This window comes from Thalassotalea euphylliae, from assembly GCF_042682785.1.
Taxonomy (GTDB): Bacteria; Pseudomonadota; Gammaproteobacteria; order Enterobacterales; family Alteromonadaceae; genus Thalassotalea_F; species Thalassotalea_F euphylliae.
In genome coordinates this window covers 131,117-148,164 of the sequence record NZ_JBHUIB010000002.1, presented here as the reverse complement: position 1 = coordinate 148,164, position 17,048 = coordinate 131,117, and the positions used below count along the sequence as shown (strand labels likewise).

Annotated in this window: 13 protein-coding genes; 4 read left to right on the top strand and 9 right to left on the bottom strand. The window is 42.0% G+C overall.

Translation table 11 applies throughout. The features are described from left to right. Positions 1-41: 41 nt before the first annotated feature. Complete coding sequence (cysB, locus tag ACFSJY_RS06735; protein ID WP_386032506.1) at positions 42-1,016, bottom strand: HTH-type transcriptional regulator CysB; 975 nt, start codon at positions 1,014-1,016, stop codon at positions 42-44. Between the two features lie 280 nt (positions 1,017-1,296). Between cysB and ACFSJY_RS06730 the strand changes: the two genes are divergently transcribed. Further along, positions 1,297-2,067: a hypothetical protein gene (locus tag ACFSJY_RS06730; protein WP_386032504.1), complete on the top strand. Its 771-nt coding sequence runs from the start codon at positions 1,297-1,299 to the stop codon at positions 2,065-2,067. 111 nt (positions 2,068-2,178) lie between these two features. Further along, a complete protein-coding gene (locus ACFSJY_RS06725; RefSeq protein ID WP_386032502.1) occupies positions 2,179-2,547 on the top strand; it encodes a ribosome recycling factor family protein in 369 nt (122 codons plus the stop codon). 9 nt (positions 2,548-2,556) lie between these two features. Here ACFSJY_RS06725 and ACFSJY_RS06720 read toward each other — a convergent pair whose 3' ends face one another. Together ACFSJY_RS06720 and topA are read right to left on the bottom strand one after the other, a co-directional pair. Then, a complete protein-coding gene (locus ACFSJY_RS06720; RefSeq protein WP_386032499.1) occupies positions 2,557-3,729 on the bottom strand; it encodes a GGDEF domain-containing protein in 1,173 nt (390 codons plus the stop codon). Positions 3,730-3,879: 150 nt separating this feature from the next. Further along, positions 3,880-6,525, bottom strand: coding sequence for a type I DNA topoisomerase (gene topA / locus ACFSJY_RS06715; RefSeq protein ID WP_386032497.1), 2,646 nt, complete (start codon positions 6,523-6,525; stop codon positions 3,880-3,882). 398 nt (positions 6,526-6,923) lie between these two features. Here topA and ACFSJY_RS06710 point away from each other — a divergent pair, with 398 nt between their 5' ends. Further along, a complete protein-coding gene (locus ACFSJY_RS06710; RefSeq protein WP_386032495.1) occupies positions 6,924-8,033 on the top strand; it encodes an arginase family protein in 1,110 nt (369 codons plus the stop codon). A gap of 75 nt (positions 8,034-8,108) precedes the next feature. Here the strand turns inward: ACFSJY_RS06710 and hppD are convergent, their stop codons facing one another. From hppD to ACFSJY_RS06695, 3 genes are all read right to left on the bottom strand, one after another. Then, a complete protein-coding gene (gene hppD / locus ACFSJY_RS06705) occupies positions 8,109-9,152 on the bottom strand; it encodes a 4-hydroxyphenylpyruvate dioxygenase (RefSeq protein WP_386032493.1) in 1,044 nt (347 codons plus the stop codon). A 252-nt stretch (positions 9,153-9,404) separates the two neighbouring features. After that, positions 9,405-11,150, bottom strand: a complete 1,746-nt coding sequence (locus ACFSJY_RS06700; RefSeq protein WP_386032490.1) for a DEAD/DEAH box helicase — start codon at positions 11,148-11,150, stop codon at positions 9,405-9,407. 277 nt (positions 11,151-11,427) lie between these two features. Further along, on the bottom strand, positions 11,428-13,710 hold the full coding sequence (locus tag ACFSJY_RS06695) for an Ig-like domain-containing protein (RefSeq protein WP_386032488.1): 2,283 nt from the start codon (positions 13,708-13,710) through the stop codon (positions 11,428-11,430). Positions 13,711-13,903: 193 nt separating this feature from the next. Here ACFSJY_RS06695 and ACFSJY_RS06690 point away from each other — a divergent pair, with 193 nt between their 5' ends. Continuing rightward, on the top strand, positions 13,904-15,241 hold the full coding sequence (locus tag ACFSJY_RS06690) for a dicarboxylate/amino acid:cation symporter (protein WP_386032487.1): 1,338 nt from the start codon (positions 13,904-13,906) through the stop codon (positions 15,239-15,241). 71 nt (positions 15,242-15,312) lie between these two features. Here ACFSJY_RS06690 and ACFSJY_RS06685 read toward each other — a convergent pair whose 3' ends face one another. From ACFSJY_RS06685 to ACFSJY_RS06675, 3 genes are read right to left on the bottom strand one after another with little or no spacing between them, the layout of a single operon-like run. Continuing rightward, positions 15,313-16,110 carry a M48 family metallopeptidase gene (locus ACFSJY_RS06685; protein WP_386032485.1) on the bottom strand — a complete coding sequence of 266 codons (798 nt, stop codon included), beginning with the start codon at positions 16,108-16,110 and terminating at the stop codon, positions 15,313-15,315. A 27-nt stretch (positions 16,111-16,137) separates the two neighbouring features. After that, positions 16,138-16,713, bottom strand: a complete 576-nt coding sequence (locus ACFSJY_RS06680; RefSeq protein ID WP_386032483.1) for a 2'-5' RNA ligase family protein — start codon at positions 16,711-16,713, stop codon at positions 16,138-16,140. A 9-nt stretch (positions 16,714-16,722) separates the two neighbouring features. Next, entirely contained in the window at positions 16,723-17,046 is a 324-nt protein-coding gene (locus ACFSJY_RS06675) for a DUF3392 domain-containing protein (RefSeq protein WP_386032481.1), read from the bottom strand. Between the last annotated feature and the right edge of the window lie 2 nt (positions 17,047-17,048).

Sequence of the window (17,048 nt, the reverse complement as noted above, 5' to 3'; positions counted from 1 at the left end):
GCCTCTTTTTTGTTAGTTGGTCACTGATAAGCAAAGAGTGCCTATTTAACAGGAAGCTCTATATCCGACATCAGCTCTTCAATTTCATGGTTGTTTTTCAGCAGCATTGCTCGTGTAACCAAGTCTCGGTTGAGATGAGGTGCAAAACGCTCAATGAAATCAAACATATAACCGCGCAAGAATGTACCACGTTTGAAGCCGATTTTCGTTGTACTGGCTTTAAACAAATGGCTTGCGTCTAACACGACTAAATCTGAATCTGTTTCAGGATCCATTGCCATCGTTGCAATCACACCAATACCCACACCAAGGCGAACATAGGTTTTGATAACATCTGCGTCTGTTGCGGTAAATACCACTTTAGGCTCACAACCTGCAGCACTAAATGCTTTGTCCAGCTCGGAACGACCGGTAAAACCAAACACGTAAGTCACTAAGGAATACTTAGCAATATCAGCGATGGTTAAATCTTTCTTGTTAGCAAGAGGATGATCTTTTCGAACGATAATACTTCTGTTCCAGTGATAACACGGCAACATGATTAAGTCGTTGTATAAATGCAAAGATTCGGTAGCAATAGCAAAATCAGCGTCACCTTTGGCAGAAGCTTCACTGATTTGCTGAGGCGTTCCCTGGTACATGTGCAGTGACACTTTAGGGTACTTTTTAATAAAACCTTGGATAACATCAGGCAGTGCATAGCGCGCTTGCGTGTGCGTAGTAGCAATGCGAAGTTTTCCTTGGTCTGGCTGCGTATGCTCACTAGCAACCGCTTTTATCGCTTCAACTTTATTCAGTATTTCCGTAGCGATATTGATAACTTCATGGCCCGCAGAAGTCACGTGTGTTAAATGCTTACCACTTCGACCAAAAATTTGAATGCCCAGCTCGTCTTCGAGCATTCGCACCTGTTTACTAATACCAGGCTGTGAAGTGTATAAGCTTTCGGCTGTAGCCGACACATTGAGGTTATTATTTAGTACCTCAACAATGTAACGTAACTGTTGGAGTTTCATCTTTATTCCATTATCACTTGGATTCGAACTTTTCTTATTCCAAAAATATATACTGATTCTCAGTAATATTCCATATTTGATTTAAAAATATTCAATTTATAACCAAAAGCTTAGCAAATAATGTCGAAATATCTCGTAAACAATGCATAAAAGTAAAAGTCGTTTGAATAAGCTACACTTTCTAGAGGTTTTTCACTAATTCATCTGTTTAGCTCTATGATAATGCATACAATTTTTGTAGACTCGTAAAAAGTAGTTCGAACTTATTATTGGAATAAATATGATAGCAATAATTGTCGGATTGATTGTCGCTCTGATTATTTTTGTCGTAGTGATTAACGCAATTCAGCAACACAAAGAAAAAGTAGAAGCAGAAAAGCGTGCCAAGGTCGCTAAACAAAAGGCAATTATTGATGAAACCGAAGAACTCATCATGATGATGGCTATGTTGCCTGACAATCCAGCCATGGTTGAAATTCTGACTCGTCGGAGCTTAAACGCGGCGAAAGCCATGCTACAAATCATGCCAGAGGTAAAAGCAAGCAAGCAAAAAGTTCAAGAGTTCGAGTCTCGTCTAAAAGCATCAGCTGACATGGCGGCAAATAGCTCGAACAAAGAAGAACAGTTTACATTGCCAGATAATGAACAACAGCTTGTCCAAATACTTCAATGTATCAAAAAGCTTCGTGTAACGCTTAAGTCAGAACAAACTAAAGGCGCACTTGATGCGCAAGTATTTGTGAAACAGGATGCACGTTTAGATGGCATGCAGCTTAAAATAAATATCGAGAGCTTACTAAAACGCGGCAATCAAGCATACAGCAAAGAAATGTTAGGCTCTGCGCGTCAGTACTACGAAAAAGCGTTACAAACCATTGGCAACACTTCGAATCAAAGCGAGTATGTACGTTCTAAGAAAGAAGAAATAGAAGACAAACTTGAGCAAATTACAGCTGAACTTAAAAATACGAATGCCAAAGACGCTGCCAAAAAAGCGAAAAGTGAAGAAGACGACTTGGACGTTTTATTCCAACCAAAGAAAAAGTGGTAAGCACCACAATCAACACAAACAACCAGCGCTATGCTGGTTGTTTTGGTTTTAAGGCCTGAAAAGTTTTTTTATACTAGTTATCTACCCCATTACGATATTGAAAGCGACATTGTGAAGTCTTCTAGTTCCACCATTATATTGCCATCGTTTCTTCGCAAAACGATGAAGGCATATGCGCTTAAGTCAGAGATTCGAGCAATTGGTTGTGAACTAAATCGTATAGGACGCTCAAGGAACTGGAAGTTGTCTGCGGACAAGTATCAATTGCAAAATATTATTGAATTTATAGAACAAAGTAATGAAGACAGCTGGCAATGGCTTGCAAAGCATTTGAGAAAGCAGCAAGAGTCATTAACACATGATGATCTAATGTTTATTGCTAAACAAAACGCAGGAATAACCGTTAACCAGTTAATCGCTAAAACCGACTGTACCGCTGCTCAAGCACGTCGTGTAATAGACGAACTGGAATTCATGTAGGTAACCCAATTAGTTCGTCGCTAAGGCATCCATATCAGGTTGAAATGCTTTGACCTGATTCTTGCCATTTTCTTTAGCAAAATATAGCGCTTTGTCTGCTCGACTTATTAACGCTTCCCATTGCTCGTCTGATTTACTTGATAGTGCCGTGCCAACACTCACTTTTGGGTGAATTTTCTTATGATTGTGAACTACCATTAACTCATCTATTGCGGCTCTAACACGTTCCGCTAATTGCTGCACTTGATACAGATTAACGTTATAAAGCAATACCAGAAATTCTTCTCCGCCAACGCGGTAATGAAAGTCTGAATCCCTGTTTACTTGTTTGGCTTTATTAGCAACTTGTTTTATTACCTCATCACCACACAGGTGACCATATTCATCATTGACCGCTTTAAAGTTGTCAATATCAAACATAATCACACCCAGCTGCACTTTCTCACGCTTTGCTTTTGCTAATAGGCTTTTTGTATTAGGCTCAAGCGCCCTTCTATTCAACCAACCGGTCAAGTGGTCGGTGATGGCGTAACTGCGGATTTGGTTTTCTTTTCGCGTATTAAAAACCAATACAAACGCGAGCGTTTGCAAAAATAAAAACAACAACAAAAATAGTGTTCCAGATGTTTGTACAAATTCGCTACCAAACACGGCCATGGATTTACCATCAATCAACATATACAGCGTTCTGATCACCATTTGCGCAACAAAAAACAGCATGACACATTTAATCAGCCCGTATCCATAACTTTGCTTCCGTAATTTATGCGCCTGTGATGCGGCCAATAAGTCAAATGCAATGATAAGCGGGTAAAAGACTAGCTGGCGATTATTAACGGAAGAATAGATATACTCGAACTGGTGGAGAAACAATATAAACAGCCAAACAACAAGCAACATAGCTCTCTGGCTTTGCCCACCGTTTAACACAAATAGTCCGGTGAATATGGCTGCATGTGCCGTTATATAAAATGAATTGGCAATACCAGAAGCTATGACTCCAGATAAGCCAAACTGTGTGCCCAGCACACCAAAGAAACTCGATGCACAAAAACACGCGCCAGCAACGCCCCAATCCAGCAGATATGCTTCATGACGACTCCCTTTGAATAAGGAAAACATAGTTAGCATCATAAAAAAGCTAACAAGCAAGGTGCACATGATGAGGGTGAAAATATCCATTTCTCACAACTTCCGGATAGATAGTGTCGATTTCAACGACGTTTACTGAAATACGGTATTAAAATAACAAGTTCACAACAATAAACAAGAATTCTCTTAGCCATAATACGAAAAAAGCGCCAAACGGCGCTTTTTTATACTGCGTGCAGACTACTTTTTCTTCTTCGGTTTAGCCGCAGACTTTTTAGTCTGCTCTTCCACCCATTTACCTTCGATATACTTAGCAACCCAACCGGTAGCCTTTCCATCTACTTCAGTCATTACATACTGCTCTTTTGTTTTTCTGCTATAACGAACAATATAATCGTTACCATCTGCGTCTTGCTGTGGAGCGTCAGCCAAATAGTAGAATTTAGAAGAAATCCTATCTCTAAAGCGATGCAACTCAGCAACTTTAGGCGCTCTTGTCTCTCGAGAGCGCGGAAATGTGCTAGCCGCTAAGAAGATACCTGCAGCCCCATCTCTTAATACAAAGTGAGCATCAGACTTTTCACATGGAAGCTCAGGTAATTGAACCGGGTCTTCCTTAGGTGGAGCCGCTTCACCATTTGCCAATAGCTTACGCGTGTTTTTACACTCAGAATTTGTACAGTCGAAGTACTTGCCAAAACGGCCTGATTTTAGCTCCATATCAGAACCACAGCGGTCACATTCAAGCACAGGGCCATCATACCCTTTTATCTTGAAATCACCTTCCTCTAGCTCGTAACCATCACAAACTGGGTTATTACCACAGACATGTAGCTTACGCTTCTCATCAATCAAATAGCTGTCCATTGCAGTGCCACATTTATGACAACGATGCATGGCACGAAGGGCCTCTGTTTCTTGATCTTCAGCTAAAACACTTACAGCCTCTTCACCAGGAATCAAGTTCATGGTAGTGGTACAGCGCTCTTTCGGCGGTAACGAGTAGCCGGAACAGCCTAAGAACACACCCGTAGATGCCGTGCGAATGCCCATTTTGCGACCACACGTCGGGCAATCAATATCGGTAAGCACTGGCTCATTAGCTTGCATGCCACCTTCTTCTGAAGGCTTGTCTGCGTTATTTAGTTGTTCTTTAAAGTTGCCATAAAATTCGTTCAGTACCGATTTCCAGTCAATTGCACCTTCTGCAATGTCATCAAGCTCTTGTTCCATATTGGCTGTAAAATCGTAACTCATTAAGTTACTGAAACTACCAGACAAGCTGTCAGTGACTATTTCACCCATTTTTTCAGCATAGAAGCGCTTCTTTTCGAGACGCACATAGCCACGATCTTGTATGGTTGAAATAATTGAAGCATAGGTCGATGGTCGCCCAATTGAGCGTTTTTCTAATTCTTTAACCAAAGACGCTTCACCAAAGCGCGCTGGTGGCTTGGTAAAGTGCTGTGACGGGTCCAACTTAACTAAGCTTACTGCTTCTCCGACAGCGAGATCAGGAAGATGTTTGTCATCGCCTTTATTCATTTGTGGGTGGACCTTTGTCCAACCATCAAAGCGCATCACACGACCTTTTGCTTTAAGGTCAAATTCACCCGCCGATATGGTTAACGTTGAAACGTCATAACGCGCCGCGGTCATTTGACAAGCAACAAATTGTCGCCAAATCAAATCATATAGCTTCTTCGCATCTGCATCGACATCGTTTAACAAAGCAGCTTCTAGTTTCACATTTGATGGACGTATCGCTTCATGCGCCTCTTGTGCGTTGCCCTTAGAACCGTAAACCTTTGCTTTTTCAGGTAAGTAATTCTCACCAAAGTTGTCACTAATGTAATCACGTGCCATATTCACGGCGTCTGCACTCAAGTTAGTCGAGTCTGTACGCATGTAGGTAATATGACCAGCTTCATACAATCGCTGAGCAAGCCCCATAGTACGCTTAACACCAAAGCCTAAGCGCGTACTGGCCGCCTGTTGAAGCGTAGAGGTAATAAATGGTGCTGAAGGAGAGCTTTTCGAAGGCTTATCTTCTCGCTTTGCAACCGAATAGGCCGCATTTTCAAGTATCGCTAAAGCAGCATCTGTTTCTGCTTTGTTCTTGGGTTTAAACGCTTTGCCATTTTGATGTGTTACATCAAGTGTTAACTCTGTACCATCTGTTGCTTTTGTATCAGCGACGATTTCCCAGAACTCTTGCGGATCAAACGCTTTGATTTCTCGCTCTCTTTCTACAACCAGTTTTACTGCCACTGACTGTACACGTCCAGCTGATAAACCACGTGCAACTTTCTTCCAAAGTAATGGGCTCACCATAAAACCAACGACACGGTCTAGAAAGCGGCGAGCTTGTTGTGCGTTTACGCCTGGCATGCTGAGTTCACCTGGCGTCGCGAATGCCTGTTGAATCGCATTCTCTGTAATTTCATTGAAGACGACTCGGCGATACTTATCGTCTTCTCCACCTAAAATTTCTTTTAAGTGCCAAGCGATAGCTTCCCCCTCTCTATCCAAATCGGTTGCGAGATAGATAGTATCGGCTTTTTCAGCGAGCTTAGTTAACTCATTAACGACTTTTTCTTTGCCTGGAAGGATATGGTACGACGCTTTCCAATCTTTTTCGGGGTCTATACCCATGCGGTTCACTAACGCTTGCTTGTCGCGTTTAGCTTTGTATTTTGCTTTAGCTTCTGGTGACATTTTGCGGACTTCGGCCGCAGGCTTGGCTGCCACTTTCTTACCTGTGCTTCCTGTTGGAAGATCACGGACATGACCTACGCTAGATTTCACGATGAAATCTTTGCCTAGGTATTTGTTAATCGTCTTTGCTTTGGCCGGTGACTCGACGATTACCAGAGATTTTGCCATAAATTCGTATTTTCCTGCTTTAAAAGCCTACATTTTTATGCAGTGAGTAATATTGAAAAAAGTGAAACCTACTCGTTGTGCGAGCTACGTGGAGTGTTGGCTTACTTCAAAATCCAATTTTTAATTAGCAAATTATCAATCAGATAACTATTAGTAGATATATCTATAAATATGCAAGGTGACAAGTAAATATTTTATTTGGTTCACCTAAATGCCTTATTTCGCTATAATATTCACCGCATTTTCGGGCGCATCATAATAGACTTTGCTCCAAAGTGTAAGGGGATTATAAGAATTAAATTGCATGGGTTAGTAAATTTCCCCAGCAAAAGAACACTCCTCTGTTTTCATAAAACTCATCTTTTCGCTTAACAATTTATTTCAGCACGAGTGACACTATGACAGGATTTAATCAAACCTTTATAAACAAGGTAAGTGAATGTTTATGTCCACCAGGGAATGGCGTATTCACGGTTAACACCGCCAAGGAAAGAAAAGAACAACTTCATAAAGCTATGTATGGTTTTACAACAGATATTGTTGATATCTGGCAACAAAAACTTAAGCAATACAATGGCGAGCAAAAAGCAGTCATGCTAGGCATTGCTTCTGATTGTGGTGGTGGCATATTGCGTGGCGCCAACTGGGGACCGCTTTTTCTTCGTTCAACACTATTGAATCAATACCCGAACCTTAATTACTTTGACCTCGGAGACGTGCGCGTTATACCGCATTTGTTGCACGACAAGTACTTGAATGAAGCAACCATTGCAAATTGCAGAAAAGCACTCTATGGCAGCGCTGATAGTGTGCATGGTGTTAGCCCACTATCTATTACTGAAAAAGTTTTGCACGATTTTTATGCGCAAAACCCTGATAAGGGCATTTTTGCTATTGGTGGCGACCACTCAATCAGTTACCCGCTAACCAAAGCTTACCTTCAAGCAAAGAAAAAAGCAGGCAAAAGAGCGGCCATTATCCACTTTGATGCACATACTGATTTACTGGTAGAGCGTCTGGGCATTGACTTATGTTTCGGTTCTTGGTGCACACATATCTTAGATGACCTTCATGAACCTCATCATTTGATTCAAGTGGGCATTCGTTCAAGTGGTAAACCTAAATCACACTGGGAGTCTACTTTTGGCGTCAAGCAGCACTGGGCAAAAGAAGTACGCGAAGTGGGCATTGAACGCGTTATCAACAACATAAAAGCGCAGTTAGCCGATCAAGAAATAGATGAACTCTATGTGAGCTTTGACATTGATGCACTTGATGCAGAATTTGCATCGGCAACTGGCACGCCTGAAGAAGATGGTTTAACGCCTGAGGAAGCGATGGCGGTTATCAAATCATTAGCGGCTTTATACCCTATTACAGGTGCCGATATGATGGAGATAGCGCCATTCACAGACAGTTCTGGTCGAGGTGCTATTAGCTCTGAACAAACGTTAAAAGTTGGTGCAGAGATTTCAGCTTTTCTCATTGAACAAATGGAGAAGATGTAGCAACAGTAGTCACAGCTACATAAGCATAAAAAAGCCGGCATAAAGCCGGCTTTTTCGTCATTGGACTATGGTCAGTTATAAAACACCACGTTCCATTTGGTTTAATTCAATTGACTTAAATAATGCAGTAAAGTTGCCCTCACCAAATCCTTTGTCATCAACACGTTGAATCATCTCAATGAAAATTGGACCAAAGATATTCTTAGTGAAGATTTGAAGTAAATAAGAGTTCTCTTTTTGGCTATCTACCAAAATTTGGTGCGCTCTAATTTTCTCTTTGTCCTCTTTCACCCAAGGGATACGGTCGAAAACATCATCGTAATATTCAGGAACGATGTTCAACGTATCGATAATGTCGCCATCGATACGATCCAAAGAGCCTACCAAGTCTTCTGTGATAAAGGCTAAATGCTGAACACCTGGGCCATTGTACTCATCTAAGTACTCATCGATTTGGTTATTGTTGGTACCTTTACCTTCGTTAATTGGAATACTGAAGTTACCGCACGGAGATTGCAATGCGTAAGATACTAGAGCAGTTTTCTCACCTTTAATGTCGAAGTAGCGCACCTCTGTAAAACCGAAGACTTCTTTGTAGAAGTTTGACCACTTCTCCATAGTGCCTTGGTAGACATTATTCGTTAGGTGATCTACCGCTAGGAAGCCTTTATCTTCAACCAATGTAGGTTCGGCTAATGGTTCAAAATCGTCGTTGTAAATCGAACCTTTATCACCAAATTTTTCAATGAAGTAAATAAGGCTATCACCAATACCATAAATCGCTGGATATGGAAGTTTGTTAGGTGCATCTTGCGCTGATTTCGCGCCACGCTTAACGGCTTCTTCAAACGCAAATTGTGCGTCTGCTACACGCCACCCCATCGAACAAATCGCAGGACCATGCGCCTTTGCAAAGTCACGTGAAAAACCAGCTTGTTCATTGTTAAGTAAAAAGTGGATATCGTTTTGATTGAAATAATCAATATCACGTCCTTTGAACTTCTTAACTTTTGAAAAACCAAAGCCATGGAACGCTTTTTCCATAAAGTCGCTATCTGGTGTAGCAAATTCAGTAAATTCAATGCCACATAAATTTAGTGGGTTGTTTACTTCACTCATAATTATCTCTCTCGACATGTGTAATGGCTTTATTATTCACAGCTATACACTGAAGAAAAAGTATCAGGACATTCATAAGCAAACCAGTTATGTAAATGCTTATTTACGTAATGTTTGGTGTTATTTAAGCCAACCCTTCAGCAGGCTATATAAGGCGCGCAGACGGGTTGTACACATAAATGTACAGCCGATATTTTATGAGGGTGTAGACAAGAAAAAAGGTGCCGAAGCACCTTTTTAAAATTGAGATATTTAGTTAGCTCTGCGCTCTTTTCTGCGAGGTTTATCACTGACGATAGGGGCCTCAGATACAGATATTTCTAACGCTTGACGACGAACACGCACACGCTTTAATTGCTTAAATGAAGCAGGTGGCATTCCTGTAGGCAGTTGAACCAAGCTATGGCGTTCATGCAGACTAATTTGCCCGATGTAGCTACTGTCTAATGAAATTTCGTTAGCAATTGCGCCAACGATGTCGCCAGGTTTAGCACCATGCGCTTTACCAACTTCTAGACGATAGGTTTGCCAATCTACGTCTTGACGAGCTGCACGTGGTTTGCGTTGTGGGCGCTCTCCGCGTTCAGCACGTCCTTGACCATCACGCATATTGCGGCGTTTACCATCGCGACGATCGCCACGGTCATTAAATTCACGACGCGGTTTAGGGTCTTCTTTTGGTTGCAGAGGCTGTTTAAGTTGCTTCATATACAAAAGTGCTGCTGCAATATCTAACATTGATGTATCGGAATCTGCAGTCATCCCTTCTAGTATTTCACGCATACCTGATAAATCTTTATCAGAAATAAGCGCCATTAACTGCTCTTGTGTTTTAGCAATACGCTTTTTACCAATTTCTTGAATACTTGGTAATTCAAAGCTATTAATCACACCTGAGGTCAAACGTTCATATTGGCGAAGTAGGTACATTTCGCGCGGACGCACAAAAGAAATAGCAGTACCACTGCGCCCTGCTCGGCCTGTTCGACCAATTCGGTGAACGTAAGACTCGTTATCTCCTGGCAAATCGTAGTTAATGACAAGGTCGATACGTGGTATGTCTAGGCCACGAGCAACAACATCTGTAGCAATAAGAATAGAAGATTGACCTGACTTAATTTGATCTACAGTGCGCTCACGTTGCGCTTGGTTCATATCACCATTTAATGCTAATGCAGGGTAGCCTTGACGCTCCAGCTTTTCAGCGACCTCAACCGTATCATTACGTGTGCGCACAAATATAATCATAGCGTCGTAATCAAACGTTTCAGCGATACGTTCTAATGCCGTTAGCTTATTGATACCACTCACTTTCCATGCAAACTGTGCAATGTTGGCTTTCGCTTTTTTCACCGCAGCAATTTTTACATGTTCAGGATCTTTTAAGAAACGATTTGCTACTTTACGAATAGCAGGCGGCATAGTTGCTGAGAAAAGTGCCATTTGAGTAGACGAATCAATATGCTCTAAGATCCACTCGATATCTTCTAGGAAGCCCATATTTAACATTTCATCGGCTTCATCAAGTACGCAAAGCTTAAGTTCATTCAGTTTTAAGCTCTTACGGCGAAGATGGTCCATTAGGCGACCAGGTGTACCAACCACCACTTGCGCACCGCGCTCTAATTGTTGGAACTGTGGACCATATGACTGACCACCATAAAGTGTAGCAACACGAAGGCCTTTCATATGCGCAGCAAACGACTCTATTGCTTCCGCCACTTGAATAGCTAGCTCACGCGTTGGTGCTAGCACCATAAGCTGAGGCTTGCGAATTGACACATCAATTGCCGCTAATGCAGGAAGACTGAATGCGGCTGTTTTACCGGTACCTGTTTGGGCCTCACCAAGTACATCGCGGCCGTCTAGTAAAGGCGGAATCGTTTGCGCTTGAATAGCCGTAGCAGATTCAAAACCTAATTTATTTAAGGCAGAAAGGATATTTTCAGGCAAGCCTAAAGCGTCAAAGCCTACAGAGGCTAAGTTTTGTTCACTCATCGTATTTTATCTCTTGGCAGGAAATCCTGCGGTACAACATCGAGGACACCACCAAGAAGACTTTACACACATTCTCGAAAGCAGCACTGGCGCTGCTCGGGCAAGTCTATTGGGCGGATATACCCCAGCTCAATCGCAATGTTAGACCACTTGGTCAACATTGAGCGGCGCATTATACAGATGCTGAGGAAGTAAACAAGGAATAGTTTGTAACTGGAATAATTTTAGGCAAAAAAATAGCCCCATACGGGGCTACTTATATAAAAATACAATTCGTCTATTCTGCTGTGCTACAGTCTTGTATTCCACCGAATGGACCTTTCAAACCTACACCTTGCGTTGGTGGTGTAACATCTTCATCAGTTACATCCGACGCTAAAACATCCAACGTGAATAAAGTAAACTCGCTACTTTCTGTACCTGTCACGCGAGCGGTTACTTGCAAGTCTATGTCTGCCCATAAGCCGTAACTTTGCGGATAACGTATATCAATGATGGCACGACCTTGGCTATCAGTCGTTACTTCTCCTGTTGCTGATACAACATTGCCAGGGGTCAGTATTCCATCTTCGTTAGTATCCTCTCCTTCATCCAAGATACCGTTAAAGTTTCTGTCTTCATTTTCACAGCGAGTAAGATCGAAAGGCGGAGTAGAAGATTCCTCGAATATGTCATCAGTATCTGGATTATCTGATGTCGGCACCCACGCAACGAAACTGCCCGTCTCATCAAATGACTTCGTCCAATACCCCTTATAATAATATTTAGGTATAGCAGTAACTGTGATATTAACATTTTCAACTGGTGCTGAGTCAGCATCAGTCACAAATACACTGTATTGCTTGTTGTATATCGTTTGATCTGGTTCCTCTAGCGTATTACCCGTTCCTAACGTTAAGAATAGTTCTCGACCTGCGACTGTTAAATGCACTGAATCTTGTTTCGCAGGGTTATCCCTAACCGTAGCAGTAACTGTTACACCATCTTGTGATGACACAGCGTTAGAGGTGTACACAGTAGAAGCATTTCCGCTACTGTCGGTAATAGCAGTAGCAGGGAAAATAGATCCACCATTGGTATCATCGAGCGTGAAGTCTATAACCTTTCCTTTGACCAGGTTGTCATTTGCATCCCTGACAGTGACTGAAATAACTGACGTATCACCACTTGGTTCGACGGACGCTGGTGATGCTTGTGCCACGATGGTGTCAACAGTTTCAGCAATAAACTCGAATGAAAGTTGATTAGAAAGTGAAATATCACCATCATTACCAGTAAATGTAACTACGGCCAAACCAGCATCACTCGCCTGTATTGTTACGGTAGCTTGCCCATTTACTGTGGTGCCATTTGAAGTAGATACTATCCCGCGTGTTGTTGTAAACTCTACAGGTGTGCCATCAGGTACTGGTGAACCGTCACGCAGCCAAGTTAACGTGATTTCGGCTGAACTAGAAAGTCCTACATCAGGCACCGCAGAACTAGACGGGTCTACAGCAGGCACCTCGCCATTGTCGAACAATGTGAATAAAAAAGAATCTGATTGCACTGACGCAGTCAAGCTTGCTGATGCTCCAAGTGATTCAGCTCGGATAGCATTGGAACCACCAGTTACGCCAGTCGCATTAAATAATGCCTGCCCCGTAAAATCTGTCGTTACCGATTCTGGAATGTCGATTTGCGCTCCATCAGCATTAGTTAACGACAAATTTACGGTTTGATTAGAAATACCATTACCATCACTATCAAGAAGGTTTAGTACATAGCTCGTTTCATCGCCAATAGCTAGCGCAGATGAGCCACTTAACTGGATAGAAGTACCGACAACTTGAACATCGACTTCATCAGAGACGATATTGGAAGACGCTGCTACAGTAATGACTCGGTTTTCAGGTTCATTGCTTGTTTTCAAGACTGCAGAAGCTAAACCGTCAGCCTCTGTTACAGCTTTCTCTACTTCTATTTGTCCAGACGTCGCCGAGAAACTAACTGAAGCCCCTTCAACTAAGTTATTATTAGCATCTTTCACAAGGGCTGTAATTTTAACTTGCTGAGCACCGCTCGATGCTATTTGCTGGCTCTCAGCAAATATTGTTAATGTCGATACTTCAGGCCCAGACACAGCATCACCATCACCTGCACTTGAGAAAACAATGCTCGATGAAACGGAATCACCGCTTTCCTCGGTTACTGAAGCCGTCAACTCGCCAGCTCCAGCTTTTGTGCCGACCACGACTTGTATAGTCGCTATACCTTCTTCATTCGTCGATGCAGCGCCATTCTCTGGGTTGAATAATGCGAGCTCCGGATCATTAACTCCAAAAGTTACAAGTTTGTTCGCTACAGGCTCATTATCCTGTGTAACGGTAGCAGTTAACTCGATAGGTGATGTCGCTGAGACATCTGAGCTAGAGAGCGAAAGTGAAATTGTAATTGGATCGGTTTGGTTATCATCACCAGGATCTGGGTTATCTCCATTACTTAGACCACCATCACCACCGCCACAAGCAACTAACGTCAAAAGTAGCATGGTAAAACTTAAGCGTCGAAACAGCTCCATACTGTCATCTCCATGAGCAATTTTTATTATAGATCGACCTCATCTTAACTGATAAATGTTGAAAACGTCACTACCTAATTGCAAAAAGCCTTTATACTTAAGCAATTAATTTAGTTTTTTCTGTTTAATTAAGTTGTTACTCTTTGCTGAGCGATTAAAATAAACAATAAAAAATGGTTTAAATTTCAAAATTATGGCAACAGATCAACACTCAAGTCTTACGCGCCGCATAGTTACCGGTATGGTTACTGGTATTTTAGTAGGCGCTTTCCTACAGTGGTTAATGCCCAACGGCTCAGACCTCGTTATACCACTCTACCTCTTTGATTTTTCTGTACGTGCATTTTTCGTTGACGGTGTCTTCGAGGTTATCGGTCAAATCTTCATTTCAAGTTTACAAATGCTCGTCGTTCCGCTCGTTTTTGTGTCGTTAATTTGCGGTACTTGTTCGTTAAGGGATACCACTAAATTAGGTAAAATTGGCGGTAAAGCCGTTGGCCTATATCTAATCACAACCGCGATAGCTATTAGCTTTGCGATGACACTTGCGATGATTGTTAGCCCAGGTGAAGGCGTCAACATGACAGCTGAAACCACCTTTACGAGTAAGGAGGCACCTTCATTAGCGACCGTACTCATTGATATGTTCCCAAGCAACCCATTCACTGCCTTTGCTCAAGGAAATATGCTACAAGTTATTGTTTTCGCGTTGCTATTTGGTATTGCGATGGCCCTATCAGGCAAAGCGGGTGAGCGCATTGCAAGCATCTTTCAAGACATGAATGAAGTTATCATGCGTTTAGTCACTATTTTAATGAATGTGGCCCCTTACGGTGTATTCTGCTTATTGGCAGGCTTGTTTACTGACTTATCTATAGAGACTTTTGGTAACTTAATTGTTTACTTCCTTGTTGTATTCTTTGCACTCATCATTCATGCATTTATTACCTACCCTGTTTTACTAAAAGTCTTTACTGGCCTAAATCCAGTTACTTTCCTGAAAAAGATGCGAGATACCGCGATATTCGCCTTCTCCACCTCAAGCAGTAATGCCACTATTCCAGTCACAATGGAAACGACAACCAAGAAAATGGGTGTAAACAACTCCATTGCATCATTTACGGTTCCACTTGGCGCGACTATCAATATGGATGGCACTGCAATTATGCAGGGTGTAGCAACAGTATTTATCGCGCAGGTATTTAGCCAAGACTTAACGCTCGCTGATTACCTAACCGTAATATTAACCGCTACTCTTGCATCAATTGGTACTGCCGGTGTGCCAGGTGTCGGTTTAATTATGCTTGCTATGGTGCTAGAACAAGTAGGCCTTCCTGTAGAAGGTATTGCGTTAATAATTGGTGTTGACCGTTTACTAGATATGACAAGAACCGCCGTCAATGTTACCGGTGACAGCATGGTTACGGTTATTGTGGGTAAATCAGAGGACCAATTCGATACGGATACATTCAATGACCCTGAAGCGGGTCGTAATATCGAAAACATCGACTTTCACCATTTGAAAGACTAATTTATTCAAGTGTAAAAAAAAGCTCGCTTAATGCGAGTTTTTTGTTTTTGGGGTTACCCCAGAGTTGAATGCTATGCCTTTTTACAACTGCCTTTTTTCGCGCTTTGATAAATACTGTTCACGTTTATAAGGTTGTCATTCAAATGGTTAATACGCGTCTGGTTTGATGGGTGCGTCGACATAAACTCAGGTGGCGAATTTTTACTTAGCTTAGCCATATTCTTCCATAAATCGATCGCAGCACTTGGGTTATACCCTGCCTTTGCCATTAACTGCTGGCCAACTATATCCGCTTCACTTTCGTGAGCTCGGCTGTAAGGCATCAATACGCCATACTGCACACCTAAGCCAAGGCCCGCCATAATTTCATTGGAATACTGTACATTTTGAGATTTCAGCGCAACATCAGCCACTTGCATACCTACTTGTGCAAGCTGGCTTGACGACATACGCTCGTTTGAGTGGCGCTCAACTACATGTCCTACTTCATGCCCTATAATGGCAGCAAGTTGGTCAGGCGTTGTCGCCACCTCTAGAATGCCAGTATAAACACCTATTTTTCCGCCTGGTAGCGCAAACGCATTGACTTGCTCAGAATCAAAGACTACTACTTCCCATGTTCCGCTATAAGCTTTTGTCGGCACATATTTCACGATGTCATCGGCAACACACTTAACATAATCATTGGTTGGTTTATGTGTATATACTTTTTCCTGTGCTTTTAGCTGTTCAAACGACTGAACACCCATTTTGTCGAGCTCAGCATCTGCAAATAAAGTTATTTGCTGACGTCCAGTTGATGACGTTGAACAAGCACTAACAATCAGTGATACCGCCAGTACGCTCGCTAATTTCTTCAAGGTAAACATCTTCACAATCCTCTTTATCATCGACAGTTATTTATTTAGCAATGTCGACTTATCCTTTTTGACACCATGTATATCACTCGGTGAAAAACCCAACGTCACATGAAAGTCTTTATCCGCTAGGTCCAAGCTATTTCGCAGCTGCTGCCCTTGTTCAGACTCCGCCACAACAAAAAATGCACGCCCATTGTCACTTTTCACACTACCTAAGCCAAGAAGGTTAACCTTGATTGATTTTTTATTGGCTAATAACTGTGTTTGTTGTTCACTTGTTAACGCTTTGAACTCAAAAGGATTAACAAGCGTGATGTGAAATTGATTATGATCACGCTTTTGTTGCCCTGCTCGATATATAACAAACTCTTTGCCGAGGGTATTGTCCATTTGTGATAAATAGCTTGTAAGAGAACTTTCTTGCACATACCCACCAACATAAACCAGACCTGAAGAGTCACTGATTTTCTTTGGTTGTAGCAAAATAGTTGTCACTTGAGTTTCTACCTTAGCCGTCTTTTCTGTTGCTCCTGGTGCATTGCCAAAGGGCGCAGACATGACCTGAAAACTGATAACTAGGCCGCATAACGCTATTATTTTATCTATTCTCACGTGTTCTCCCTATATTTGTTTCTGCTTTTGAGCGTACAAGCCAAGTAACATAAACACTGACAGTACTGTCGGCGCCAAATATACATCTGGAATAATGGCGATCCATTGAGTAAGCACTTTCGACAACCATATAGTCAAGGCACCATACCCAAAAGCACAAACAAGAACAAAAATAAACGTTCTGATCATAAGGTGCTGGTGACGTATCAGTTGTCTGATCGCTTTTGAAATTTCTCCCCCGAATAGCACTAGCAACGTGGCAACAATAGCCATTGCACATTGGCTCTGATAAGGTCGAACCCACTGTGCAAGATTAATTAAAACATCCTGCACGA